This window comes from Mesorhizobium sp. WSM1293 (genome assembly GCF_000513875.1).
GTDB lineage: Bacteria > Pseudomonadota > Alphaproteobacteria > Rhizobiales > Rhizobiaceae > Mesorhizobium > Mesorhizobium ciceri.
Window position 1 is genome coordinate 366,282 of sequence record NZ_KI911320.1, and the last position, 23,247, is coordinate 389,528.

Sequence of the window (23,247 nt, forward strand, 5' to 3'; positions counted from 1 at the left end):
CTCCCGAAATAGGCCAGATAGCAAGTGATCAGCCACTCTTGCCGGTGATGCTGGTGATCTTTTGGATAAAATCGTTCACCGCTTTATCGAGCGCGGCGTTCTGCTTGTCGTCGCCGAAATCCGGCACGATCAGCGAGACATGCCGCGTCTTGCGCATGCCTGATGCGATCGACATCTTGCCTGGATGCGCCTGGTGATAGGCGGCGAGAAACTGGTCGCGCTCGGCCGGGCTGAAATGGCAGACGGAAAATATAGCCGGCAAATGTTTTGACGGAATCGGGATCGAATAGGCAGGACTGGAAATCTGCGTGACGAAGCTGCGGTGCTTGCCGAGCGCATCGGCCAGGCGCTGGCGCATACCGGACGGGCGCTGGTCGATAACCTGCGACAGGATCGTCTTGTAGGCGCGGATCGCCTCTTCGGAACCGGGTTCGGGTGTCCTGTCGACCATGCCGGCCGCGCCTAGACAGAAACGTCCGCGATGGCCGCCTTGGCCATGGCGAGTTGCGCCGGCGCGACGGAAAGATCGCGCAGGCCGGCCTCGATCAGTGACGGGATCGAGGCTGGATCGCCGGCTGCATCGCCGCACAGGCTGACCGGGATCTCTTCCCGCTGGCCAAACGCGGTCACGGCAGCGATCAGCCGCAGCACGGCCGGATGACGGACCGAATTGAGATGCGCCACGGCAGCGTTGTCGCGGGCGGCCGCCATGACATACTGGGTGAGATCATTGGAGCCGATCGAGAAGAAGGCGGCATCGGTAAAGGCTTCCGGTACGATCGCCACCGACGGCACTTCGACCATGATGCCGAGCGGCGGCATGTTGTGTGCGACGCCGCGTGCGGCAAGTGCAGTCTGCTCTTCGGCGAACATCGCCGCTGCCTGTCGGTATTCCTCCACAATGGCGATCATAGGGAACATCACTTTCAGGCTGCCATGGACAGCGGCGCGCAGCAGCGCCCGGATCTGTACACGAAACACCTCGGGTCTTGCCAGCGACAGCCTGATCCCGCGCAGGCCGAGAAACGGATTGCTCTCCTCGATCGTAAAGCCGGGCACCGGCTTGTCGCCGCCGGCGTCAACGGTGCGGATCGTCACCGGTTTTTCACCGGCCCACTCCAGCACCTTGCGATAGGCGCGATACTGCGTCTCCTCATCCGGCAGCGTCTTGCCGAACAGGAATTCGGTGCGCATCAACCCGACTCCGTCGCAGGTCGTAATGTCGATGAGGTCGACATCGGACGGGTCGGCGATGTTGACCTGCACGCGCACCGCCGTGCCGGCCTTGGTCACCGCCGGTCGCGCCAGGAACGTCCCGGCCCGGTCGCTGCGCGCCCGGAATGATGAGGACGATTGGCGAAAAGCAGCGATTTCAGTCTTGGAGGGTGACAACACAATGCCGCCATGTTCGGCGTCGAGCAGCGCTGTGCCGGTTAGACGAGCCAGCGAAGTGCCCAACCCGACAACCATCGGCACGCCGCGTGAACGCGCCAGCATGGCGACGTGGCTGGCGGTGCTGCCCGCCTTCAGTGCGATGCCGCCGCCGCTGCTCCAGTCGGTTTCGAGAAAACGCGTCGGCGCGATATCCCAGCCGTAGAGGATGGCGCCGGTTGGCGCCTGGACGTCGCCATCCTCGGACAGCGCCCGCAGCACCTGGTCCCTGATATCGCGTATGTCGGCGGCCCGTGCGCGGAAATAATCCTGGTCTGAAGCGTCGTAGCCGGCAATCTCGGTATCAAGCGCTTGCCGCCAGGCTTTGTCGGCTGGCAGGCCGGTGCGGATCGCGGCAAAGGCCGGGCTGCTCAGCGCATCGTCTTGCAGCATGGCGATCTGAAACTCGAGAATGTCGGCGGCATCGCCCTCGGCCATCTCGCTCAATGCCGTGAGACGGCTTGTCGCGACGGCGATTGCGGCTTCGAGCGCGGCCTTCTCGTCGTCGGCTGTTTCTTTGCCGACATAGGATACGACAGTCTGGTCGAGGTCGAACAGTGGCCCCTCGGCATAGCCGGCCGAGGCCGAAATGCCTTGCAGTCTAAGCGGTTCGGACATGGTCCGCGCCTTCGTCGAAATCGCGCCGCACCAGTTCGACCAACGCGTCGACGGCATCATTGGCGCCGTCACCGCTGGCCCTGATGTGCAGCACGGTGCCCTTCGGCGCCTTGGCCGCCATCACCTTGACGATGCTCTTGGCGTCGAACCATGGCCCGTTGGCGGCGAGCGCGATCTCCACCTCGGCGGCAAAACTCTTGGCCAGCTTGGTGAACTTCACCGAAGGACGCGCGTGCAGGCCCACCTCGTGGGTGATCACAACGGTCGCTTCGGCGGATGCGGACATGTCTTTCAAGCTTCCCGTTCGTTCACGGCGGCGACAATTCATGCGCCGTCGCCACCACTTCCCTGAGCGTAGCGCCGCCGGAGGCCTCGGTCGCTGCCATCACCGCGCCTTCGACGATCGGCGCGTTGCAGACTATGATCTTGTGCGACCGTGGCTCGCCGATCATCTCCACCGCCATTTCCGAGTTGGTCTCGGCGCCGCCGAGATCGACCAGAATGGCGACACCGGCTTCCGACCAGGCCTTGTCGATGGCACCCATGATCGCCTCGACATTGGTGCCGAGCCCGCCATGGCCGTTTCCGCCGCACCATGCAAGCGGCACTTCGTCGCCCACCATCTGCCGCACCATGTCGGCCGTGCCCTCGGCAACCAGCGGCGAATGCGAGACGATGACGATGCCGACATTGCTCATGCGCTTTCCCCGAGGCTGTGCGCCACTGTGCGCACCAGCAGCGCGGTTGAGCGCGCGCCGGCGTCCATATGACCGATCGATCGGTCGCCCAGGAACGAGGCGCGGCCACGCAAGGCTTTCATAGGCACGGTCGCGTCGGCCCCGGCGTCGGCGATATCGGCGATTTCAAGAGCTGTCTTTCCCTGCAGCAGCGCGTCATGCACCGGCTGCAGCACGTCGAGCATGGTTTTTTGTCCGATCTGCGATTTGCCGCGTGCTGCCACAGCTTCGATCGCCTTGCCGAACGCCGCCGTCAGATTGGCGCGATCGGGTTTCGCCGAAATCTCCTTGCCGAGTGCCAGGAACAGGGTGCCGAACAGCGGGCCGGAGGCGCCGCCGACCGTCATCACCAGCTTGGTGCCGATCGCCTTCAGGGCATCGGGCAGCGGTTTGGCCGAAAATGCTTCGGCTTCGGCGCGCACGGCCTCGAAGCCGCGCTTCATGTTCAGCCCGTGGTCGCCGTCGCCGATCGCCTGGTCGAGCGCCGTCAATTCCTCGGCGTTCGCGGCGATCGTATCCGCGGCGGCCGCGATCAGCCGGGCAAGGTTCAACGCCGCCATGTCACCCGCATTCCCGGTTTCCATCTTGCCGGCAGTATCGAAAGAACGGTCATTCGACAACTGGAGCATACGTCAGGCCGCTTCATGCAATGCCGCGGCCGCCGCGAAGACTTCGGCCACCGCGTGAGCGCCGGGGTCGACCACACCTTGCAGCTTGCTGCCGACATAGGCCGACCGCCCGGCTTTTGCCTTGTCCATGGCCGCCGTGGCCTCGGCACCATGGCAGGCTGCTGTTGCCGCCTCCTCAAGGCCGTTCGCGTCGAGCGCTTTGAGCGCCGGCTCAAGCGCATCGACCATGGTTCTATCGCCAATTCTGGCGCCGCCGTAAAAGGTCATCCGTTCAAGGCCGGCAAGCAGCGCTCTGGGCAGGCTCGCGCCGCCGCCCAGAGCCTGCGCCGCCGCCGTGAAGAAGATCGACAGCAGCACGCCGCTGGAGCCGCCCATCGACGCGCTCAGAATGTCGCCTATCGCGCCAAGGGTGGCTGCAGGCTCGGCAAGCGGCAGCATATCAAGCCGCTCGAGAACACTGCGCGCGCCGGTCGCCACCGTCGAACCGGTGTCGCCGTCGCCTGTTTTGGCGTCCAGTCCGTTCAAAGTCGCTTCGAGCGCGATCAGCCTTTCGCAGATGGTAACGAGAAGAGGCCGGGTCCGCGCATCCTGGCTGGGCTTGCGTGCCACGCTTTGTCCGGCCGCTTTCGCCATCGGCACGACGGCAGGTGAAACAGCCGGCTTTGCCGGTATCCAGGCATGCGGGCCGACCGGCGCCTGCAAGGCGGTTTCGCGCGCCGCATCCAGCCGGATCAGCGACAGCGAGAAGCCGTTCATGTTGAGCGCCGTCATCAGCGGGCCCGGGCCGATCGTCAGTTTGATGGTTTTAGCCAACGGCGAGGCAAGCACCGCATTGGCGATAACGGACATTTCGAGCGGCGGCACGGAGCCGAGATTGTTGATCAGCAAGGCGTAGGTGGCCTTGGGATCAAGCCGCTTCGCAAGGCGCTCCGCCATGATCGCCACCAGCCTGTCGGCGCTCTGCACCGCAATCCGCTCGACGCCCGGCTCGCCGTGAATGCCAAGGCCGAGTTCGCCATCGTTCTCGCCAAATCTGTCTTCGTGCGGCTGGCCCGGGATCGAGCAGGACGACAGCGACATGCCGAGCGAAACGATGTCCTTGGCCGCCGCCCGCGCCGCTGCCGCGATTTCAGCCAGATCGTGGCCGGCTTCCGACAGGTGGCCTGATATCTTGTGCACGAACAAGGTGCCAGCAACGCCGCGCGGCTGGGTGATGTCAGGCAAAGCGATATCGTCGGCGACAATGACCATCTCGACACGAAACCCTTCGGCGCGCGCCTTCTCTGCCGCCAGGCCGAAATTGAGACGGTCGCCGGTGTAGTTCTTGACGATCAGCAGGCAGCCGGCCGGGCCGGTGACCGCGCGAATGGCGGCCAGCACCGCTTCGACGCTTGGCGAGGCAAAGATCTCGCCCGAAACCGCCGCCGTCAGCATGCCCCTGCCGACGAAGCCGGCATGTGAAGGCTCGTGCCCGGCCCCGCCGCCGGAGACGACACTGACTTTCGTCTTGTCCCAGTCGGCGCGCAGGACGACCTTGATCTCGGGATAGCCGTCGAGGCGCGCGAGTTCGCCGGAGCCAATGGTTCGTAGCAGGCCGTCCAGCGCCTCGGTGACGATCGTTTCCCTGCGGTTGAAAAAGTGCTTCATCGAATTCGTCCCGTACTCGAAAAATCAAAACCGGTGCTGAATCACCGAAAACCGCTCACATCAATCGCTGTCCATCGGCGCCGAAATACAGCGGCGCCCGGTAGCGGATCACCACTTTGTCGCCCTGCGCCAGATCCGTGTCGGGATCGGTCAGCGTCACCAGTTTCTTGGTGCCTACCGTCACATGCAAATGGTTCTGGTCACCGAGATGCTCGACCCAGTCGACAACGCCGTCAGCATGGCCATTCGCGGCCTTCGCGATCGTCAGATGCTCGGTGCGCGCGCCGATCGTCTTGGTGCCGGCCGGTGCGCCGCCGTCAGGCAGCAGCCCGGTCGGCAGAAGATTGATCGCCGGCTGGCCGAGCCTCGCCGCGACATGCAGGTTTGCCGGCTCTGAATAGATGGTGCGCGGCGAGCCGATCTGCGCCAGCACGCCCTCGGTGAGGATGCCGATGCGGTCTGCCATCGTCATCGCCTCGATCTGGTCGTGGGTGACGTAGAGCATGGTGGCGCCGAGCTCGGTCTGGATGCGCTTCAGCTCGAGCCGCAGATCCGCCCGCAGCTTGGCGTCGAGCGATGACAGCGGCTCGTCCATCAGATAGATCGAAGGCTTGCGCACCAGCGCGCGGCCGATGGCGACGCGCTGCATTTCGCCGCCCGAAAGCTTGGTCGAGCGGTTGGCGAGCTTGTGATGGATGCGCACCATCTTCGCCACCTCCTCGACCCGGCGGCGGATCTGGTCTTCCGGCATTTTCCGCGCCGGCGAGCGCAGCGGAAAGGCGAGATTGTCGAACACCGACAGATGCGGATAGAGCGAATATTGCTGGAAGACGAAGGCGGTGTCGCGCTCGGCCGGCGACAGCGTCGTGGCATTGTGTCCGCCGATCTCGATCGTGCCGCTGTCCGGCCGTTCCAACCCGGCGATGAGCCGCAGCGTCGTCGTCTTGCCGGCCCCGGTTGGCCCGAGCAGCACGACGAATTCACCATCTGCTATGTGCAGGTCGAGGCCGTCGACGGCGACATGGTCGCCGAAACTCTTGGTCACGTTCTTGATGTGCACCTCAGCCATGCTGGGCCCTCCGTTCCGAGGCGACATCGTGGATCGCGGTTCTCACCGCGCGGCCCGATCCCTTCTCGAACAGCGACAGCCGCGCGCTGCTCAGCGTCAGGCCGACATGGTCGCCGGTGGCGAGCCTGATTTCGGCCGGTACGCGTGCCTTGATGATGCCATCCGCCGTCTCCACCGCGACGATCTGCGTGGTGCCGAGATATTCGGTGCCGTAGATGGCGCCGCGCAATTTTGAGGCGTCGTCGAAGCGGATGTGTTCAGGGCGGATGCCGAGCGCCATGTCGCCAGGTGCGATGTCCTCGCGCACCTCCGGCACCGCGACCTTCGCGCCTTGCACGATGATCTCCCTGGCGCCCTTGGCGAGCCCGCCGCCAAATCCCAAAAAGTTCATCGGTGGCGAGCCGATGAAGTCGGCGACGAACATGGTCGCCGGGCGGTCATAGATTTCGCGCGGGCTTCCGAACTGCTCGATGACGCCATGGTTCATCACCGCGATCTTGTCGGCCATCGACATCGCTTCCATCTGGTCGTGCGTGACATAGACCGTCGTGGCATGGATGCGGTTGTGCAGCTCGCGCAGCTCGTGGACCATCAAATCGCGGAATTCGGTGTCAAGGGTTCCCAGCGGCTCATCCATCAGGAAGCATTTTGGCCGCCGCACGATGGCGCGGCCGAGCGCGACGCGCTGGCGGTCGCCGCCGGCAAGTCCGGAGACGGATTTGTTGAGCAGATGGTCGATGCGCAGCAGCTTCGCCGTTTCTTCGACCCGCGTGCGGATTTCGGCCGAAGGCATGCCTTGCGCCAGCAGCGGGAAGCCGATGTTCTTGCGCACATTCATGTGCGGGTAGAGCGCGAACAGCTGGAAGACGAAGGCGATGTCGCGCTCGCGGGCCCGCAGCATGGTGACGTCGTCGCCGCCGAGCAGGATCTGGCCGCCGGTCGGCAGCTCAAGCCCCGCGATCATGCGCAAGGTCGTCGTCTTGCCGCAGCCGGACGGGCCGAGCATGACGAAGAACTCGCCATCCTCGACGACGAAGTTGGAATCCTGCACGGCGACGAAATTGCCGAAAGCCTTTCTCAGGTGCTGGACACGGATTTCGGCCATGATTATTCCGGGAACTTGGAGACGATGATGAACATCACGGTGCCGGCGAGCATGGTGATGAAGGAGTAGGTGTAGAGCGACAGCGCGAAGGGCTGGAACAGCATCAGGAAGCCGATGGCGATCAGCGCTGTCGCGATGTTTTCCATCAGCCCGCGCCGTGCCCAGGCCGGCCAGCGCGATTTGCGGTTCCCAGGCTTGGTCAAGCTCATTTGCGCACCGCGCCGAAGGTGATGCCGCGCAGCAATTGCTTGCGAAGCAGGATGGTGAAAACCAGGATCGGCACCAGGAAGATCGTCGTGCCGGCCGCGACCGCCGGCCAGTCCTGGCCGCCTTCGCCGATGATGGTCGGGATGAAGGGCGGCGCGGTCTGCGCCGTGCCGGAGGTCAGGAGCGCTGCGAACGCATACTCGTTCCAGGCGAAGATCAGGCAGAAGATCGCGGTCGCGGCAATGCCGGTGGTGGCTTGTGGTAAAACAGTGCGCCAGAAGGCTTGCAGCCGCGTATAGCCGTCGATCATCGCCGCTTCTTCATATTCGCGCGGGATCTCGTCGATGAAGCCCTTCAGCAGCCAGACAGCCAGCGACACATTGACCGCCGTATAGAGCAGGATCATGCCGAGCGCGGTGTCCGACAGGCCAAGCTCGCGGTACATCAGGTAGATCGGAATGGCGACGGCGATCGGCGGCATGAAGCGGGTCGACAGGATGAAGAACAGGAGGTCGTCGGCGAGCGGCACCTTGAAGCGCGAGAAGCCGTAGGCCGACAGCGTGCCTAGGAACACGGCGCAGAAGGTCGAACCGAAGGCGATGATCAGCGAATTGACGAAGCGCGGCAGGAAATTGGACGGACCGGCGATCACCATGTTGCGCTTGCGCGTGGTCTCGTCGCAGAAGCCTGTCGCCGGGCCCAGCGAGTTGATGTATTCCGGCGTCTGCCGGGTCCGCGTCGTGAACAAATTGCAGTAGCCCTCGAGGCTGGGCTGGAACAGGATCTTGGGCGGATACGCGATTGAATCCGGCGGCGTCTTGAAGCTGGTGGCGAAGATCCACAGCAGCGGCACGATCGAGATCAGTGCGTAAAGCACGATGATCGTGCCGGCGATCCGTTTCGAGTTGCTGCTCGGTGCGACGACCGAATGGGCTGTGGTCAGGCTCATCTCTGCTTCACCTTGTTGAGCGCCTTGACGTAGATGTTGGCCAGGCCGAACACCGCCACGAAAAGGATGATGGCGAAGGCCGAGGAATAACCGGTGCGCCAGCTTTCGAAAGCCTGCCGCTTCAGCGTTATCGAGGCGACCTCGGTCGTCGAGCCCGGCCCGCCGCCGGTCAACAGATTGACCATGTCGAACATCTTGAAGTTCTCGATGCCGCGAAACAGCACAGCCAGCATGATGAAGGGCAGCGCCATCGGCAGCGTGATCGACCAGAACTGCCGCCAGTTGGAGGCGCGGTCGACCTCGGCCGCCTCGTAGATGTATTCGGGGATGGAGCGGAGGCCCGCGAGGCAGATCAGCATCACGTAGGGCGTCCACATCCAGGTATCGACGATGATGATCGACCAGGGCGCCAGCGACACGTTGGAGAGCATCTGGATATCGGTCGGCGGGATCCTCGTGACAAAGGAGATCGCATAGGCGAACAGGCCGATCTGCGGCTCGTAGAGGAAGCGCCAGAAATTGCCGACCACCGCCGGCGACAGCATCATCGGCACCAGGATCAGCGTCGTCCAGAAAGCGTGGCCGCGGAACTTCCTGTCGATCAGCCAGGCCAGCGTGAAGCCGATCAGCGTCTGCAAAAGGATCGTCCAGAACACGAAATGCGCGGTCGTCTGCATGGCGATCCAGATGTCCTTGTCGCCGAGGATGCGCTGGTAGTTGGCAAGGCCGAGATTTTTCACCACCTCGTTCGGGCGGTTGGCCCGGTAGTTGGTGAACGACAGATAGATCGCCCAGAACAGCGGGAAGATGTTGATGGCCAGCAGCAACAGGATCGTCGGCGAGATGAACAGCCAGGCGAGGCCCTTGTCGCTGATGCCCCGGACCTTGCGGGCCAACGGTTCCGGGGTCGCCCGGGCAACGTTCTCCGCGGTCCGATTGAGCATGGTGAGTCCTGCTTCGGTCACTTGGTCGTCTCTGTCATGGAATTTATCTGAACTGCATCCCGTGCCAAGGGGCGGCACGGGATGCTTGGCTTAGCTCGGGAGGAGCTGGTTACATCTTGCCATCGTCCTGGAAGACCTGGGTCCAGTCCTTGACCAGGCCGTCGAGCGCATCCTTGGCCGAACCCTGGCCGGCGACGACATAGTCGTGGAAGCGCTTCTGCGAGGCCTGCAGCAGCGGGGCGTAGCTCGGCTCGGCCCAGAAGTCCTTCACGATTGCCATCGAGTCGAGGAAGGTCTGCGCATAGGGCTGGCTGGCCGGGAACTTCGGATCCTTGACCACCGCGTTGAGGCACGAATAGCCGCCGAGCGACCACCATTTGGCCTGCACGTCCTTGTTGGCGAACCACTTGATGTATTTCAGCGCCGCCTCCTGCTTGTCGGAATAGGACACCACGGAGATACCCTGGCCGCCGAGCTGGGCGAACTGCTCGCCGTCGGGACCCTTCGGGTTGACGAAGTAACCGATCTTGTCGCCGCCGACATTCTCGTCCTTCTGCAGGCCCGGCCATGTGAAGGCGAAGTTCATGTGCATCGCCACCTGGCCGGATTTGAAGGCATCGACGCCTTCGCCCATGTAGCTGTTCGAGGCACCGGGCGGCGTGCAGCAATCATAGAGCGCCTTGTAGAATTCCAGCCCCTTCACCGACTTGTCGGAGTTGACGAAGCCTTCCATCTCGTAGGGCTTCTTGGGGTTTTCGTATTGGAAGCCATAGCTGTAGAGCACGTCCATGGCGCCCATGGTGATGCCTTCGGAGCCGCGCTCGGTGTAGATCGAGGCGCCATAGACGGTCTTGCCGTCGATCTCGCGCTTCTGGAAGAACTCGGCGACCTGCTTCAACTGGTCGAAAGTGGTTGGCGGGCCGAGGTCCCAACCGTACTTTTCCTTGAATTCCTTCTGCAGCTCCGGCTTGGAGAACCAGTCCTTGCGGTAGGTCCAGCCGACGACGTCGCCCATGGCCGGCAGCGCCCAGTAGTTCGGCGTGTTCTTCGGCCATTCCGAATAGCCGACGACGGTTGCCGGCACGAAATCGTCCATGCTGATCTTCTCCTTATCGAAGAAGTCGTTCAGCTTGACGTAATGGCCGTTCTCGGCAGCGCCTCCGATCCACTGGCTGTCGCCGATGATCAGGTCGCACAATTTGCCGTGCGAGTTCAGTTCGTTGAGAAAACGGTCGGCATAGTTGGTCCACGGCACGAACTCGAATTTCATGCCGATACCGGTTTCCTTGGTAAAATCCTTGGACAGTTCGACAAGCGCGTTGGCCGGGTCCCAGGCGGCCCAGCACAGGGTCAGGTCTTCAGCGTGCGCGACGTTCGCGACGGCTGTCGACGCTGTGATTGCCGAGGTCAGTCCCAACGCCAGTTTCAAGCTCGATTTCATGACTTCCTCCCATTTGCGAAACGCGCCCGGATGACGGTTTCAAAAAGCCCTCAACCCCTCTCCTCAGGGGCCCAAACATGGCTGCGCGGTTACACTGCAGATGTTTAGTAATTTGTTTAGTGATGCAATTTTTACTAAACAAGGCAAGCGAATTCGTTGCTGCGCCGCAGCATGCTTATGGCGATGGCTGAAAACGTTGGGAAAAGCGCGGGTCGCTGGCCGGCTTACCGAAGCTGTTCAGGCCGATTCTGACCGGGACGTGGGGCAACCTCGGCTTCAATCGACCCTTCTGGTGCTCACCATCACCTTGCGGATCGCCGGCGCCGGCGGCAGCAGCGCGCGGATATCGGCGAACGGGAACGACGGTTCGAAACGGAAGGCTTCGGCCGATGAGCCTTGCGCGCCGTTGCACTGGCCGGCGCGAAAGGCGTTCTGTGTCCGCGCAATGTCGACGAAGCGGTCGGGATCCTGCGATTGATGCATGCGGATCGCCTCGGCCTTGACGTCGGCATGGGCCGAAATGTCGACATAGTGCGTCGGCGAAAAACCGGTGCCGCCCATCGTGTCGGCATGCAGCACTGGGACGGCGAAAGACGCCGCGATACGAACGCCGTCCGACAGCGCGCGATGGTCTGCATGATAATCGTTGGGCGCATGCGTGATCACCAGATCCGGGCCGATTTGACCGATCAGTGCTTTCAGAGCTCCGATCAGCGCTGCATCGGCCACCAGCTCGCCGTCCGGGAAGTCGAGGAAGCGTGGCACTGCGCCTACCAGCGCGGCCGCGGCCGTTGCTTCGTCGCGACGGACACGAGCGAGAACAGCGGGATCGCTCGAGCCGCCCCTGGCACCATCCGTGGCCATGGCAAAAGTGAGTTCTGCGCCTTGCGCGGCATAGGCGGCCATCGTACCGAACATGAAGATCTCGATGTCGTCCGGATGCGCACCGAGCGCCAGGATTTTCAAACGACTCTCTCCCCGGAATTGGAACAACGTGACGAACGGAATCCTGCTCGCCCTGATCGCCTACGCAAGCTATTCGGGTAGCGATGCCGTTGTCAAAAGCCTGGGCGGTCAGCTCACGATCTTCGAGATCGGCTTTTTCATAACCTTGTTCGCGGGCTTCTTCCTGTTCTTCACGCGGCCCGCGGGCGAACGCTGGCGCGATTTCTGGCGCACCAGAAGGCCATGGGCGGTGCAGGCGCGTGCCTGGGCGGGCATCGCTTCCGGCGTGCTCAGCGTCTACGCCTTCACCACCATTCCGCTGGCCGAGTCCTATGCGCTGATCTTCCTGGCGCCGCTCTGCGTCACCATCCTCTCCACGGTGATCCTCAAGGAGAAGGTCGGCCCCTGGCGCTGGCTGGCGGTGGTCGCCGGTTTCGCCGGTGTCATGCTGGTGGTGCGGCCGGGCTTTCGCGAGCTCAATCTCGGCCACCTTGCCGCCTTCGGTGTTGCCTTCCTCGCCGCCACCAGCGTCATCCTGATGCGCTCGCTGGCGCAGCAGGAAAAGCGCACCACCATGCTCGGCGTGCTGGTCGGCTACGGCCTGCTGTTCAACGGCACCGGTGCCGCCGCCACCTCGTTCACCGTTCCCGACGCCAAGCAGTTGCTGTGGTTGGTGGCGGCCGGTGCCTTCACAGCAGGTGGACAATTCCTTCAACTGCTGGCCATGAAATACGCGCCTGCCAACGGGGTCGCGCCGACGCATTATTCGCAGATCGCCTGGGCGGTGATCCTCGGCGCGTTGTTTTTCCAGGAATATCCGGACGGGCTGTCGCTGGTTGGCCTGGCAGTCGTTGGCGGCGCCGGCCTGTTGACCATGGTGCGTGAGGAAGCGCGGCTGGGCACCGTGCGCTGGAACCCGTTTTCACGCACCCGGCTTTGAACCGACCCTGGTTGCGCCGTGGCCGTAACCGCTGATATGCGGGCGCCATGACCACAAAACCCCTGCCGGAGCTTCCGGTGTCCGTCGTGCTGCCGGCGCTGAGGGAAGCGCTTGGCGATGGCAACAGCGCCGTGCTGGTGGCGCCGCCCGGCGCTGGCAAGACCACGCTGGTGCCGCTGGCGCTGCTTGACGCGCCTTGGCTCGGCGTCGGCAAGATCATCCTGCTTGAACCGCGCCGCCTCGCCGCTCGCGCCGCCGCTCGCCGGATGGCTGAGTTGCTTGGTGAGGAACCCGGCGCCACCGTCGGCTACGCCATGCGCATGGAAAACCGCATTTCGGCAAAGACCAGGATCGTGGTCGTCACCGAAGGCGTGCTGGCGCGCATGATCCTCGACGATCCCGAACTGCCCGGTGTTTCGGCTGTCATTTTCGACGAATTCCACGAGCGTTCGCTCGACGGCGATTTCGGTCTCGCTCTGGCGCTCGACGTGCAGGGGGCGCTCAGGCCGGATCTGCGCTTGGCTGTGATGTCGGCGACGCTCGACGGCGCGCGCGTCGCCAAACTCATGTCGGGCGCGCGAGTCGTCGAAAGCGAGGGTCGCGCCTTTCCCGTCGATATCCGTTATGACGAACGGCCGGCCGGCATCGCCATCGAGGACGCGATGGCCAAGGCGATCCGCGCCGCCCTTGCCGACGAGAGCGGCAGCGTCCTTGCCTTCCTGCCCGGCCAGCGCGAGATCGAGCGCACCGCCGAACGGCTGGCCGGCAAGGTCGGCACCGATACCGACATCGTCCCGCTCTACGGCATGCTGGACGGCAAGGCGCAGGACGCGGCGATCAAGCCGGCAACATCGGGCCGCCGCAAGGTGGTGCTGGCCACCTCGATAGCCGAAACCTCGATCACCATCGACGGCGTGCGCGTCGTCATCGATTCCGGCCTGTCGCGGCTGCCGCGCTATGAGCCGGCCAGTGGCTTGACCCGACTGGAGACCGTGCGTGTCAGCAAGGCTTCCGCCGACCAGCGCGCCGGCCGTGCCGGGCGCACGCAGCCAGGCGTCGCCATCCGGCTGTGGCGGGCCGAGCAAACGGCTGCACTTCCCGCTTTCACGCCGCCGGAAATCCTTGAGGCCGATCTGTCCGGACTGCTGCTCGATTGTGCTGCCTTCGGCGTTGCCGATCCGTCAGCGCTTGCTTTTCTCGATCCGCCACCTGTTCCGGCCCTCAATGAGGCAAGGGGGCTACTGCGCGCGCTGGATGCCATCGACCACACGGGGCGCCTGACGGAGGCGGGTGCAGCGATGCGCAAGCTCGCTCTGCCGGTGCGGTTGGCGCATATGGTTGCCGAGGCATCCCGGAGCGGCCATGCCTTCGAGGCGGCAATGTTCGCAGTGCTCCTCACCGAACGCGGCCTCGGTGGCGACGGCGCCGATCTGGAGCGGCGGCTGATGCGTTTTCGCGGGGAAAGATCTCCGCGCGCTGCCGCCGCCAAGCAACTCGCCGAAAGGCTGGCAAGGCAGGCAGGCGGGGCGAAGGGCAGCGAAGCTGCGGCGGGCGGTCCCCTGCTCGTCCACGCCTGGCCGGATCGGGTGGCGAAGGCGCGTGGCGAGCGTGGCCGTTTCGTGCTGGCCAACGGCTCCGGCGCCATGCTCGACGCCGCCGATCCGCTGGCGGGCGAGCCGTTTCTGGTCGTCGCCGACCTGCAGGGCAAGGCACAGAATGCGCGCATCACGGCGGCAGCGGCGATCGGCGAGGACGATGTCCGTGTCGCGTTGGCGGACAGGATCGAGGCGCGCCGTGAAACGAGCTTCGATCGGGACAAGCGCGCCGTGCGTGTACGTGAAACCGTGCGCCTTGGCGCCATCACGCTCGCCGAGCGCATGCTGCCGCCGCCAACGGGGGCCGACGCCGACCGCGCCGTCCTCGATGCCGTGCGCCAGCACGGGCTGTCGCTGCTGACCTGGAGCAAGGAGGCGCAAACGCTGCGCCAGCGGCTTGGCTGGCTGCATCGCGGCCTGGGCGCGCCATGGCCCGATATGGCGGATGACGCGCTCGTCGAGCGCCTCGACGACTGGCTGCTGCCTTACCTCGCCGGCGCGGCATCGTTTGCCGCCATCGATGCAGGTGTTGTCTCGGCCGGACTGGCCAGCCTCGTGCCGCATGATCTGCAGCGCAGGATCGATACGCTGGCGCCAACCCATTTCGACGCTCCGTCCGGCAGCCATGTGCCTATCCGCTATGACAGCGAATGGCCGGTGCTGGCGGTTCGCGTGCAGGAACTGTTCGGGCTCGACCGGCATCCCGCCATCGCCAATGGCACTGTGCCGCTGACGCTCGAACTCCTGTCGCCGGCGCACCGGCCGATCCAGACGACGCGCGACCTGCCCGGCTTCTGGCGCGGCTCCTGGGCCGACGTACGCGCCGACATGCGCGGCCGCTATCCCAAGCATGTCTGGCCGGAAAACCCGCTGCTCGCCGCCGCCACCGCCCGGGCCAAGCCGCGCGGGACCTAGCCTTTGGAGCTTCGCGGCTGTAATTCATGGCCATGATCAACGTTTTGCGTTCGCCCGATTTCCAGCAGAGCCAGAGACTGCGCCTCAACACGCTAATCCGGTTGCGATGGCTTGCCATTGTCGGTCAGAGCCTGGCGGTGCTCGTCGTCGCCTATGGGCTGAAGTTTCCGCTGCCGGTCAGCCTCTGCTTTGCCCTGATCGCCTGTTCGGCCTGGATGAACCTGTTTCTCGCCTTTCGCTTTCCGGCGGCGCACCGGCTCACGCCGCTTGCGGCCTTCGGCATCCTCATCTTCGACAGCCTGCAGCTTGCCGGCCTGCTCTACATGACCGGCGGCCTCACCAATCCGTTCTCGCTGCTGATGACCGTGCCTGTCGTCATTTCGGCGACATCGCTGCCCCTGCGCCTGACCGCCATCCTCGGCGGGCTGGTCATGTCGGCGGCGACCTTTCTGGTCTTTGTCCATCTGCCGCTGCCCTGGCATGAGGATGCGCCGCTGGCCATGCCTTTTCTCTATGTCGCCGGCATGTGGATGGCGGTGCTGTCCTCGATCGCCTTCACCGCCATATATGCCTTCCGGGTGGCCGCCGAAGCCCGGCTTCTGGCCAATGCGCTCGCCGCAACAGAGCTGGTGCTGCAGCGCGAGCAGCACCTTTCGGCGCTCGACGGGCTGGCCGCCGCGGCCGCGCACGAGCTCGGCACGCCGCTCGCCACCATCGCGCTTGTCGCCAAGGAGATGGAAAAGGCGCTCGGCAAGGATCCGAAATACGGGGAAGACGTGACGCTGTTGCGTTCGCAGAGCGAGCGTTGCCGCGAGATTCTCAAGCGGCTGACCAGCCTGTCCTCGGAGGGTGAGGCGCATCTTTCGCGGCTGCCATTGACATCGCTGGTCGAGGAGGTCACCGCGCCGCACCGGGACTTCGGCATCTCGATCAAGCTTCGGCCCGGCGAACGCATCGGCCCCGAGCCGGTCGGGCAGCGCAATCCGGGCGTCATCTACGGCCTCGGCAATCTGGTCGAGAACGCGGTCGATTTCGCTCGCAAAAGCGTCACCGTGCGCTGGAGCTGGGACGAGGCCACCGTCACCTTCTCGATCGTCGATGACGGCCCCGGTTTTCCGGCCGAGATCATCGACCGCATCGGCGAGCCCTATATGTCGACGCGCCAGGGCGATGAAACCGGCGGTGGTCTGGGCCTCGGCCTGTTCATCGCCAAGACCTTGCTCGAACGCTCTGGTGCCGTGCTCGATTTCCGCAATTCGAGTGGCTTGGGCGAGGGCGCCATGGTCCAGATATCGTGGCCGCGTGGTGTGTTCCTCAATCCGGAAATCACTTCGGCCAGCATGTTCGACACTGCCTGAGAGCCTTGATGGGCCTCTAAAAATTGGACAAGGAGGCTCAGGAACTATATTTGCGTAAAATTAAGGCAGCAGGAATTTTGAGACTATGACAGGCGACGAGAATATTGGCGCAATGGTTGAAGGCGAGGACACCTCGCTGCTTGTCGTCGATGACGACAAGCCGTTCCTCACGCGTCTGGCCCGCGCCATGGAAGCCAGGGGCTTCGTGGTCGAGACGGCCGAGAGCGTCGAGGAGGCGGTTGCCAAGGCGCGCGCCAATCCGCCCGCCTACGCCGTGGTCGACATGCGGCTCGGCGACGGCAACGGCCTCGACGTGGTCGCGGCCATCCGCGAAAAGCGCGAGGATTCCCGCACCATCATCCTGACCGGCTATGGCAACATCGCCACCGCGGTGACCGCGGTGAAGCTCGGTGCGGTCGATTATCTCTCCAAGCCCGCCGACGCCGATGATATCTTCGCCGCACTCACCCGCACCGCCGGCGAGCGCGCGGCGCCGCCGGAAAACCCGATGTCGGCCGACCGCGTCCGATGGGAGCATATCCAGCGCGTCTATGAGATGTGCGAGCGCAACGTCTCCGAGACAGCGCGCCGGCTCAACATGCACCGTCGCACCTTGCAGCGCATACTGGCAAAGCGCGCGCCGCGTTAAGGCCACCGTTTGCCATCTTGCCGATTGAAACCCGCCGAAACAGGCGGCATGACGGAGGCGACATGCAGGATCTGAAGCAGCGGCCGATTTCCGTCTTCCGCGAATTTCTCGATAGCGAAGCGGCCGGCGGCATCATCCTGATGGCGGCGGCGGCACTTGCGTTGATCGTCGCCAACTCGCCGCTCGCCGAAACCTATTTCTCCGTGCTCCACGCCTATCTCGGCCCGCTCAGCGTCTCGCACTGGGTCAATGACGGGCTGATGGCGGTGTTCTTCCTGCTCGTCGGGCTGGAGATCAAGCGCGAGATGCTGGACGGCCAGCTCTCCACCTGGCCTCGGCGCGTGCTGCCCGGCATCGCCGCCGCCGGCGGCATGCTGGTTCCGGCACTCGTCTATGTCGCCGTCAACCGCAACAATGCGGCCGCCCTGTCCGGCTGGGCGATCCCGACCGCCACCGACATAGCTTTTGCGCTCGGCGTGCTGTCGCTGCTCGGCAGCCGCGTGCCGGCTTCGCTGAAGGTGTTCCTCACAGCATTGGCCATCATCGACGACCTCGGTGCCGTCATCATCATCGCCATCTTCTACACCAGCGGCTTGTCGCTGGCTTATCTGGGTGCCGCCTTCGCAATCATTGCCGCGCTTGTCGTGCTCAACCGCATGCGGGTGATGACGCTTGTGCCCTATCTCGTTCTGGGCGTCGTCCTGTGGGTTCTGGTGCTGAAATCTGGCGTCCATGCAACGCTTGCCGGCGTGGCGCTGGCGCTGACCATCCCGCTTGAGCGCTCCGCCGGGATCGGTCACGATCTGGACCGTTCGCCGCTGCACCGGCTCGAGCACGGCCTGCACAAGATTGTGGCTTTCGTCGTCATCCCGATCTTCGGCTTTGCCAATGCCGGCGTTTCGCTCGCCGGCCTGAGCTTTGGCGCGCTGATCGAGCCGTTGACGCTGGGTGTCGCCGCCGGCCTGGTGGTCGGCAAGCTGGTCGGCGTGTTCGGCTCCTCGGCACTTGCCATCAGGCTCGGTCTTGCCGACCTACCCGCCAATGCCGGCTGGACGCACATGATCGGCATATCGCTGCTGTGCGGCATCGGCTTCACCATGAGCCTGTTCATCGGCCTGCTCGCCTTCGCCGGCGACGTGGCGCTGCAGGACGCGGTCAAGGTCGGCATCCTCGCCGGCTCCTTCATCGCCGCCATCCTGGGCGCTGCCGTGCTGCTCATGGCGCCCGCTAGGGGTGGCGTGGAGGACGGCGAAGAGGAGAGCCGGTCATAGAGTGAAGGACGCCGCTACTCGCTCTCACCCTCCAGCGCCGGCACCGACACGCCGGCAAGCTCCGCCGCCAGCAGCCGCGAAGCGCCGGCCCGCGCGATCCGCAGCATCAGCGCCTTGCGCGTTGCCGCTGCCATGCGGTGCTCGGGCGCATCGCGCAGGATCTCGGCGCCATAGCCGTCGGAAAGGATGAAGCCGCATTCGTGCGGGAAGATCTCCGAGGGTACGCCGGGATGGGTGGCGAAGAAGAAGCGGTCGGAATGCAGCCGGTAGTCGGGCCATTTGCGGTCGACCCTGAAATCCTCGATCGAGGATTTGATCTCGATGATCCAGATATCGCCCTGCCGGGTCAGCGCGACGAGGTCGGCACGGCGGCCGGTGGCCAGCGACAGTTCGGGCAACACATGCGCGCCCATATCCATGAGCAGCCGCTGCACACCGCGCCGCACCAGCATGGCGCGTTCGGACTGGCGACCGTCGATGAGAGGGTTGATTGGGATGGGCGAGATGATCGGCATGCCAGGCACCATGCCAGATTCTGTTCACGGTTCGAACCTGTTTTATGCAGGCGATTATATATTCGATATACCCGGATATACCCAAAAGAAGTCAGGCATTGATCCTTGAAAGATTGAGCTTGTGGTGCACACCATCGTTCTCATGGGGACGGGCGGCACAAAATTGAACAGCACTGATGGTGAACAACTGTGGGCCTTTGACCTTGATGCTCTGCGCAAGGCTTTCAGAAAGTCCGTTCAGGAGCATAAAGTCACGACGGCTGATTGGGCGGAGCACGCCAAGCAGTTCCTGGAAAAACAAAGAGATCGTCAGCGCAAATCGACTTGATATGCTGCGCCGGTCAATTTCCATTTGGTAACTTTAAGATAGCAGCGAAAAAATCTTTGCGCGTCACCAACCCAAGTCAGATGCAACCGCTTTAGTTCCGCGAATGCCGAATGGCATAAGCAGGGAGACGTCACTTCGACACTTTCGTGAAGTGCGCACCCCATCTGCGGGTGATGCATGGCTTTATATAAATTAGCTAAAGCGAATATAAGAGAAAAGTGATATTTTGGAAGCAGCCGGGGCTCCCCCAATACACCCCGCTCCGGTCAGGCCCGGTGGCGGTCCACCCAAAGGAAGGCTACCGGGCCGATCCCTGCAACCAACCGGTGATCCGCTCGTTGATCCCATGCCGGGTTGATCCCCCGGCACTCCAGGACCTGCCCGCTGCCGAGGGGCGGCGGGCCTTTTTTGCCGATTGATTGAAGCCCGCAGCGATAGCGAAGGCCCCGGCGGGCGCCGGGACCTTCGCGTTGCTGGTCTCGTCAGAAGTGGATCCAGAAGGATCTGCGGAAACATCTGCGGCGCCAATAGCCATTGCGCCAATAGCGACGGCAGACCCGCCTCCACCCGCGTCGGCGACGGCGGCGGTGCCATCTGCGGTGCCGCACCAACTCGACGCCATCCTGGACACCGGGACCATCCGGGTCGAGAATATCGTCGGACGGTTTGTCGAGCTCGTCGAGAATGCCGGGCCCCGTATTCGGGATGCCGGCCAAGGCGGTGGCAGGACGCGCGATTGCGACGACGGTCGCAGCCCCTGCCAGCCCAAGCATTCCAGTCAGAAACAATCGCCGATCCATGCCAACCTCCATCGTTGATCATTGCGACAAGGGAAGACATAGAGCGGCTGATTGACGCGCCCAGATGCCGAAGAAAATTGGGTCAATCGCTTTGTCGTGCCGGCGGCGGGCCTTTTTGGGCGATCTCTGACAATCCACGCGGCCAATGCGCCTGTTCCGGGGATCATTCCTCCGACAAGCCGGCCGTCGTTGCGGCCGTTTCAATGCTCACCGACACGCCCTGGCGCAGGGAGTTGCTGACCGTGGAAATCGCCGCGGCCCTTGTAATGATCTCGGCCGGGTCGGAGCCGTCCAGCGTCGTGCATGAAACCGCCATGGTTGACGAGGTCGCGAGCAAAGGCTTGCCTTCGAGGTTCAGCGTCACGGTCACGGCGATCTTGTCGAGCGTTACGCCCATTTCCTCGGCGACGTAGCGAAGATCGTTGCAGAAGCAGCCGCCGATCGCCAGGGCAAGCAACTGGCCGCCATTGAAGCCCAGGCCCATGCCGCCGGCCTTGCCTTCGGGCCGGTCGACGATGATCGTGTGGCCGCCGGCCCAGCCCATGGCGGCTCGCGTGTCCTCCACATTGCGCAGTTCGACGGTCATCGAGACCATTGCGGATGTCCTCCCGGCAGGAGTCGACCAGGCTTCGGGCGTCGTCGACATACGGTCATTATGCAGGCGCAGAGGCGCCCTTGTCGCTGGGCAATGCCGCGCCCGCCATGTCATCAAGGATCGGACAATCCGGCCTTTCGTCGCCGTGACAGGCATGAATCAGTTTCTGCAGCGTCGAGCGCATTGACTGCAACTCGCGCACTTTCTCCTCGATCGCCGTGACATGGGCGGCGGCGATTTCGCGCACGTTTTGGCTGGCGCGGCTGCGATCCTGGTAAAGCGCCATCAGCTGGCGGCAATCGTCGATGGAAAAGCCGAGATTGCGCGCGCGGCGCAGGAAGGCCAGCCGATGGATGTCGTCTCCGGAATAATCGCGGTAGCCGTTGGCGGCGCGTGCCGGGGCGATCAGGCCGATCTCTTCATAGTAACGGATGGTCTTGGCCGGCAGGCCGGAGCGGTGGGCGGCGTCACCGACATTCATGACGGTTCTCCTCGATTTCCAGGAACCCATGGAGCAGGCCCCTTGAATTTGCTTCACAATCCTGTGAGTCCTGTTGCCAAAATGCCATAGTGATACGCTTACCGGTACGTCAAGGCAGGCATATAGGCATCGCGCGCTTGGCAAGCAAAGCAAATGCCAGCATGAATGATGATGAGAGAGCGGCCGACTCGTGCCGCCGAGTTTGGGCGGGGCACCGGATCACCTGATGCGCATGAAGTCGTTTGCAATCATCGCCGCACTGGCGCTCTCCACTGCTATCGCCGGTTGCAGCACCATCGGCTCGCAGATCTTCTCCAACGACTACGGCGCGGTCACCGACGCCGGTTATCAGCTGCCGCGCATCCCGATCGAGAAAGTGCCGATGAAGTACCATCGGCAGGAAGTGAACTACGATAGCCCGGAAAAGCCGGGCACGATCATCGTCGATACGCAGAACAAGTTCCTTTATTTCATCGAGGGCGACGGAAGGGCCATTCGCTACGGCATCGGCGTCGGCCGCGAGGGCTTCGAGTGGCATGGCACCGCCCACATTGCGCTCAAGCGCGAATGGCCGACCTGGACGCCGCCGAGGCAGATGATCCAGCGCCAGCCGGAATTGGAAAAGTTTGCCGGCGGCATGGAGCCGGGCCTGAAGAACCCGCTCGGCGCGCGCGCCATGTACCTGTTCAACAAGGGCGGTGATTCAGGCTATCGCCTGCATGGCAGCCCGGAATGGAATTCGATCGGCAAGGCGATGTCGTCTGGCTGCATCCGGCTGATGAATCAGGATATCATCGACCTCTATGACCGCGCCTCGGTCGGCGCCAAGGTCATCGTTCTCTAGAGGCAGTTTTCGTACGCGGACCGTCTAGGCAACAACGGACGTCCCAAGCAGAAAACCGGGCAATTCGGCCCGGTTTTTTGTTGTTTGCGCGATGCGACGCCTGCTCGGCGGTCAGGACACCGCCGAGAACGCGGTGGGAACCAAAATTTGGTTGATGATTGTCTCGGTGATCTGGCCATCACGCTCGGAATCTTCCCGCGCCTGCGTCCAGGCAGGGTCCTTCACGAACGCCGTCCAACGCTCTTCGCGTTCGGCTAGCGATTCCCATGCCAGCATGTAGGTCAGTTCGTTGTTCGAAGCTCCGATCAGCGTGGTAAAGAAACCCGCTTGGCGGATACCGTGCTTTTCCCATAATTTGAGCGTGATCTTGTCGAAGCGATCAAGAAGCGCCGGCAAGCGTCCCGGCAAAGCCCGGTAAACCCGAAGTTCGTAGATCATTTTGGAATTCCTTCTGACCGATGCGCCGGAAGCGAAGAAATCGGACCAGACGGTCAGCAGGGTAGAATTGTCAAAACGGGCGTCAGGAGACCTGCTCGACCTGCTGCACTTCCGGCACGAAATGGCGCAGAAGGTTCTGGATGCCGTGCTTCAGCGTCGCCGTCGATGACGGGCAGCCGGCGCAGGCACCCTTCATGTGCAGGAACACCGTGCCATTCTCGAAGCCGCGGAAGGTGATGTCGCCGCCATCCTGGGCGACCGCCGGGCGCACCCGCGTGTCGAGCAGCTCCTTGATGGTGATGACCAGCTCCTCGTCGGCCTTGTCGTAGAACTCGCCGGTTTGGCTGGTCTCGGCGGCCGGGCCAGCCTTGGCCATGACGGGCGCGCCGGACATGAAATGCTCCATGATGGCGCCGAGGATCGCCGGCTTCAAATGCTGCCAGTCGGGGCCATCCTTGGTCACGGTGATGAAGTCATAGCCGAAGAAAACGCCGGTGACGCCAGGAATTTCGAACAGCCGGCCGGCCAGCGGCGAGGCGACGGCGGCGCTGTCGGCATCGCGGAAATCGGCGGTGCCTTCCACAAGCACTTCCTTGCCGGGCAGGAATTTCAGCGTCGCCGGGTTTGGCGTCGATTCGGTCTGGATGAACATGGCCGTCTCCGTGCCCGTTTGGGCATCTAGTTTGGAACAATTCTAAATAGGCTCAATTGGCTGGACATTCAAGCGAAACGCATCGCCGGAATGGCTGGCTGGCGGAATGTTTTTGCGCGCCCCTGGGACGCGCCCGAAGGTGTG

Annotated in this window: 25 protein-coding genes; 6 read left to right on the plus strand and 19 right to left on the minus strand. The window is 63.6% G+C overall.

Annotation, left to right across the window (positions count from 1 at the left end):
• Positions 1 to 28: 28 nt before the first annotated feature.
• From M729_RS0134355 to M729_RS0134415, 13 genes are all read right to left on the minus strand, one after another.
• Positions 29 to 451, minus strand: coding sequence for a hypothetical protein (locus M729_RS0134355; protein ID WP_013528088.1), 423 nt, complete (start codon positions 449 to 451; stop codon positions 29 to 31).
• 11 nt (positions 452 to 462) lie between these two features.
• On the minus strand, positions 463 to 2,049 hold the full coding sequence (gene ptsP, locus M729_RS0134360) for a phosphoenolpyruvate--protein phosphotransferase (protein ID WP_024501817.1): 1,587 nt from the start codon (positions 2,047 to 2,049) through the stop codon (positions 463 to 465).
• On the minus strand, positions 2,033 to 2,335 hold the full coding sequence (locus M729_RS0134365; protein ID WP_013528086.1) for an HPr family phosphocarrier protein: 303 nt from the start codon (positions 2,333 to 2,335) through the stop codon (positions 2,033 to 2,035). The genes ptsP and M729_RS0134365 overlap by 17 nt, the downstream gene beginning before the upstream one ends.
• 22 nt (positions 2,336 to 2,357) lie before the next feature.
• A complete protein-coding gene (gene dhaM, locus M729_RS0134370; RefSeq protein WP_027164279.1) occupies positions 2,358 to 2,747 on the minus strand; it encodes a dihydroxyacetone kinase phosphoryl donor subunit DhaM in 390 nt (129 codons plus the stop codon).
• Positions 2,744 to 3,346, minus strand: coding sequence for a dihydroxyacetone kinase subunit DhaL (gene dhaL / locus M729_RS0134375; RefSeq protein ID WP_027164280.1), 603 nt, complete (start codon positions 3,344 to 3,346; stop codon positions 2,744 to 2,746). Before dhaL ends, dhaM begins: the two co-directional genes overlap by 4 nt.
• A gap of 72 nt (positions 3,347 to 3,418) precedes the next feature.
• Positions 3,419 to 5,062: a dihydroxyacetone kinase subunit DhaK gene (locus M729_RS0134380; protein WP_027164281.1), complete on the minus strand. Its 1,644-nt coding sequence runs from the start codon at positions 5,060 to 5,062 to the stop codon at positions 3,419 to 3,421.
• A gap of 55 nt (positions 5,063 to 5,117) precedes the next feature.
• Positions 5,118 to 6,131, minus strand: coding sequence for an ABC transporter ATP-binding protein (locus M729_RS0134385; protein WP_027164282.1), 1,014 nt, complete (start codon positions 6,129 to 6,131; stop codon positions 5,118 to 5,120).
• Positions 6,124 to 7,236, minus strand: a complete 1,113-nt coding sequence (locus M729_RS0134390) for an ABC transporter ATP-binding protein (RefSeq protein WP_027164283.1) — start codon at positions 7,234 to 7,236, stop codon at positions 6,124 to 6,126. Before M729_RS0134390 ends, M729_RS0134385 begins: the two co-directional genes overlap by 8 nt.
• Positions 7,237 to 7,238: 2 nt before the next feature.
• Entirely contained in the window at positions 7,239 to 7,445 is a 207-nt protein-coding gene (locus M729_RS0134395) for a hypothetical protein (protein WP_013528080.1), read from the minus strand.
• A complete protein-coding gene (locus M729_RS0134400) occupies positions 7,442 to 8,392 on the minus strand; it encodes a carbohydrate ABC transporter permease (RefSeq protein ID WP_013528079.1) in 951 nt (316 codons plus the stop codon). Before M729_RS0134400 ends, M729_RS0134395 begins: the two co-directional genes overlap by 4 nt.
• The gene (locus M729_RS0134405; protein WP_013528078.1) at positions 8,389 to 9,336 is read right to left on the minus strand and encodes a sugar ABC transporter permease; all 948 of its coding nucleotides are present in this window, start codon (positions 9,334 to 9,336) and stop codon (positions 8,389 to 8,391) included. The genes M729_RS0134400 and M729_RS0134405 overlap by 4 nt, the downstream gene beginning before the upstream one ends.
• Before the next feature lie 109 nt (positions 9,337 to 9,445).
• Positions 9,446 to 10,777: an ABC transporter substrate-binding protein gene (locus tag M729_RS0134410; protein WP_027164284.1), complete on the minus strand. Its 1,332-nt coding sequence runs from the start codon at positions 10,775 to 10,777 to the stop codon at positions 9,446 to 9,448.
• Positions 10,778 to 11,053: 276 nt separating this feature from the next.
• Entirely contained in the window at positions 11,054 to 11,743 is a 690-nt protein-coding gene (locus M729_RS0134415; protein ID WP_024501811.1) for a PIG-L deacetylase family protein, read from the minus strand.
• A 28-nt stretch (positions 11,744 to 11,771) separates the two neighbouring features.
• Between M729_RS0134415 and M729_RS0134420 the strand changes: the two genes are divergently transcribed.
• From M729_RS0134420 to nhaA, 5 genes are all read left to right on the plus strand, one after another.
• Positions 11,772 to 12,662 (plus strand): DMT family transporter, encoded by an 891-nt coding sequence (locus tag M729_RS0134420; RefSeq protein WP_027164285.1) that lies wholly within the window; start codon positions 11,772 to 11,774, stop codon positions 12,660 to 12,662.
• A 47-nt stretch (positions 12,663 to 12,709) separates the two neighbouring features.
• Entirely contained in the window at positions 12,710 to 15,172 is a 2,463-nt protein-coding gene (gene hrpB / locus M729_RS0134425) for an ATP-dependent helicase HrpB (protein ID WP_027164286.1), read from the plus strand.
• A gap of 26 nt (positions 15,173 to 15,198) precedes the next feature.
• On the plus strand, positions 15,199 to 16,530 hold the full coding sequence (locus M729_RS0134430; protein ID WP_032809909.1) for an ActS/PrrB/RegB family redox-sensitive histidine kinase: 1,332 nt from the start codon (positions 15,199 to 15,201) through the stop codon (positions 16,528 to 16,530).
• An 85-nt stretch (positions 16,531 to 16,615) separates the two neighbouring features.
• Positions 16,616 to 17,179, plus strand: coding sequence for an ActR/PrrA/RegA family redox response regulator transcription factor (locus M729_RS0134435; protein WP_013528072.1), 564 nt, complete (start codon positions 16,616 to 16,618; stop codon positions 17,177 to 17,179).
• Between the two features lie 62 nt (positions 17,180 to 17,241).
• Positions 17,242 to 18,450 carry a Na+/H+ antiporter NhaA gene (nhaA, locus tag M729_RS0134440; RefSeq protein ID WP_027164288.1) on the plus strand — a complete coding sequence of 403 codons (1,209 nt, stop codon included), beginning with the start codon at positions 17,242 to 17,244 and terminating at the stop codon, positions 18,448 to 18,450.
• A 14-nt stretch (positions 18,451 to 18,464) separates the two neighbouring features.
• On the opposite strand, the gene M729_RS0134445 is transcribed toward nhaA, so the two are convergent.
• From M729_RS0134445 to cueR, 4 genes are all read right to left on the minus strand, one after another.
• Positions 18,465 to 18,965 (minus strand): MmcB family DNA repair protein, encoded by a 501-nt coding sequence (locus M729_RS0134445; RefSeq protein ID WP_050596417.1) that lies wholly within the window; start codon positions 18,963 to 18,965, stop codon positions 18,465 to 18,467.
• Positions 18,966 to 19,056: 91 nt separating this feature from the next.
• Positions 19,057 to 19,317, minus strand: a complete 261-nt coding sequence (locus tag M729_RS1000000138710) for a hypothetical protein (protein WP_156949367.1) — start codon at positions 19,315 to 19,317, stop codon at positions 19,057 to 19,059.
• A 939-nt stretch (positions 19,318 to 20,256) separates the two neighbouring features.
• Positions 20,257 to 20,688 carry an OsmC family protein gene (locus tag M729_RS0134460; protein ID WP_013528068.1) on the minus strand — a complete coding sequence of 144 codons (432 nt, stop codon included), beginning with the start codon at positions 20,686 to 20,688 and terminating at the stop codon, positions 20,257 to 20,259.
• 58 nt (positions 20,689 to 20,746) lie between these two features.
• Positions 20,747 to 21,169: a Cu(I)-responsive transcriptional regulator gene (cueR, locus tag M729_RS0134465; protein WP_024501803.1), complete on the minus strand. Its 423-nt coding sequence runs from the start codon at positions 21,167 to 21,169 to the stop codon at positions 20,747 to 20,749.
• A 226-nt stretch (positions 21,170 to 21,395) separates the two neighbouring features.
• Here cueR and M729_RS0134470 point away from each other — a divergent pair, with 226 nt between their 5' ends.
• The gene (locus tag M729_RS0134470) at positions 21,396 to 22,013 is read left to right on the plus strand and encodes a L,D-transpeptidase (protein WP_013528066.1); all 618 of its coding nucleotides are present in this window, start codon (positions 21,396 to 21,398) and stop codon (positions 22,011 to 22,013) included.
• A 111-nt stretch (positions 22,014 to 22,124) separates the two neighbouring features.
• Here M729_RS0134470 and M729_RS0134475 read toward each other — a convergent pair whose 3' ends face one another.
• Entirely contained in the window at positions 22,125 to 22,451 is a 327-nt protein-coding gene (locus M729_RS0134475; protein WP_013528065.1) for an NIPSNAP family protein, read from the minus strand.
• Between the two features lie 82 nt (positions 22,452 to 22,533).
• Entirely contained in the window at positions 22,534 to 23,103 is a 570-nt protein-coding gene (locus M729_RS0134480; RefSeq protein ID WP_013528064.1) for a NifU family protein, read from the minus strand.
• Positions 23,104 to 23,247: the final 144 nt, after the last annotated feature.

What these genes read in the sequence shown, in the direction of transcription:
- hrpB (WP_027164286.1), top strand. Translation starts at nt 12,710, where the DNA reads ATGACCACAAAACCCCTGCCGGAGCTTCCGGTGTCCGTCGTGCTGCCG.
- M729_RS0134355 (WP_013528088.1), bottom strand. Translation starts at nt 451, where the DNA reads ATGGTCGACAGGACACCCGAACCCGGTTCCGAAGAGGCGATCCGCGCC.
- M729_RS0134390 (WP_027164283.1), bottom strand. Translation starts at nt 7,236, where the DNA reads ATGGCCGAAATCCGTGTCCAGCACCTGAGAAAGGCTTTCGGCAATTTC.
- M729_RS0134395 (WP_013528080.1), bottom strand. Translation starts at nt 7,445, where the DNA reads ATGAGCTTGACCAAGCCTGGGAACCGCAAATCGCGCTGGCCGGCCTGG.
- M729_RS0134475 (WP_013528065.1), bottom strand. Translation starts at nt 22,451, where the DNA reads ATGATCTACGAACTTCGGGTTTACCGGGCTTTGCCGGGACGCTTGCCG.
- cueR (WP_024501803.1), bottom strand. Translation starts at nt 21,169, where the DNA reads ATGAATGTCGGTGACGCCGCCCACCGCTCCGGCCTGCCGGCCAAGACC.
- M729_RS0134380 (WP_027164281.1), bottom strand. Translation starts at nt 5,062, where the DNA reads ATGAAGCACTTTTTCAACCGCAGGGAAACGATCGTCACCGAGGCGCTG.
- M729_RS0134410 (WP_027164284.1), bottom strand. Translation starts at nt 10,777, where the DNA reads ATGAAATCGAGCTTGAAACTGGCGTTGGGACTGACCTCGGCAATCACA.
- M729_RS0134385 (WP_027164282.1), bottom strand. Translation starts at nt 6,131, where the DNA reads ATGGCTGAGGTGCACATCAAGAACGTGACCAAGAGTTTCGGCGACCAT.
- M729_RS1000000138710 (WP_156949367.1), bottom strand. Translation starts at nt 19,317, where the DNA reads ATGGAAATTGACCGGCGCAGCATATCAAGTCGATTTGCGCTGACGATC.
- M729_RS0134365 (WP_013528086.1), bottom strand. Translation starts at nt 2,335, where the DNA reads ATGTCCGCATCCGCCGAAGCGACCGTTGTGATCACCCACGAGGTGGGC.
- M729_RS0134405 (WP_013528078.1), bottom strand. Translation starts at nt 9,336, where the DNA reads ATGCTCAATCGGACCGCGGAGAACGTTGCCCGGGCGACCCCGGAACCG.
- nhaA (WP_027164288.1), top strand. Translation starts at nt 17,242, where the DNA reads ATGCAGGATCTGAAGCAGCGGCCGATTTCCGTCTTCCGCGAATTTCTC.
- M729_RS0134460 (WP_013528068.1), bottom strand. Translation starts at nt 20,688, where the DNA reads ATGGTCTCGATGACCGTCGAACTGCGCAATGTGGAGGACACGCGAGCC.
- M729_RS0134445 (WP_050596417.1), bottom strand. Translation starts at nt 18,965, where the DNA reads ATGCCGATCATCTCGCCCATCCCAATCAACCCTCTCATCGACGGTCGC.
- ptsP (WP_024501817.1), bottom strand. Translation starts at nt 2,049, where the DNA reads ATGTCCGAACCGCTTAGACTGCAAGGCATTTCGGCCTCGGCCGGCTAT.
- dhaM (WP_027164279.1), bottom strand. Translation starts at nt 2,747, where the DNA reads ATGAGCAATGTCGGCATCGTCATCGTCTCGCATTCGCCGCTGGTTGCC.
- M729_RS0134435 (WP_013528072.1), top strand. Translation starts at nt 16,616, where the DNA reads ATGACAGGCGACGAGAATATTGGCGCAATGGTTGAAGGCGAGGACACC.
- M729_RS0134470 (WP_013528066.1), top strand. Translation starts at nt 21,396, where the DNA reads ATGCGCATGAAGTCGTTTGCAATCATCGCCGCACTGGCGCTCTCCACT.
- M729_RS0134400 (WP_013528079.1), bottom strand. Translation starts at nt 8,392, where the DNA reads ATGAGCCTGACCACAGCCCATTCGGTCGTCGCACCGAGCAGCAACTCG.
- M729_RS0134430 (WP_032809909.1), top strand. Translation starts at nt 15,199, where the DNA reads ATGGCCATGATCAACGTTTTGCGTTCGCCCGATTTCCAGCAGAGCCAG.
- M729_RS0134480 (WP_013528064.1), bottom strand. Translation starts at nt 23,103, where the DNA reads ATGTTCATCCAGACCGAATCGACGCCAAACCCGGCGACGCTGAAATTC.
- dhaL (WP_027164280.1), bottom strand. Translation starts at nt 3,346, where the DNA reads ATGGCGGCGTTGAACCTTGCCCGGCTGATCGCGGCCGCCGCGGATACG.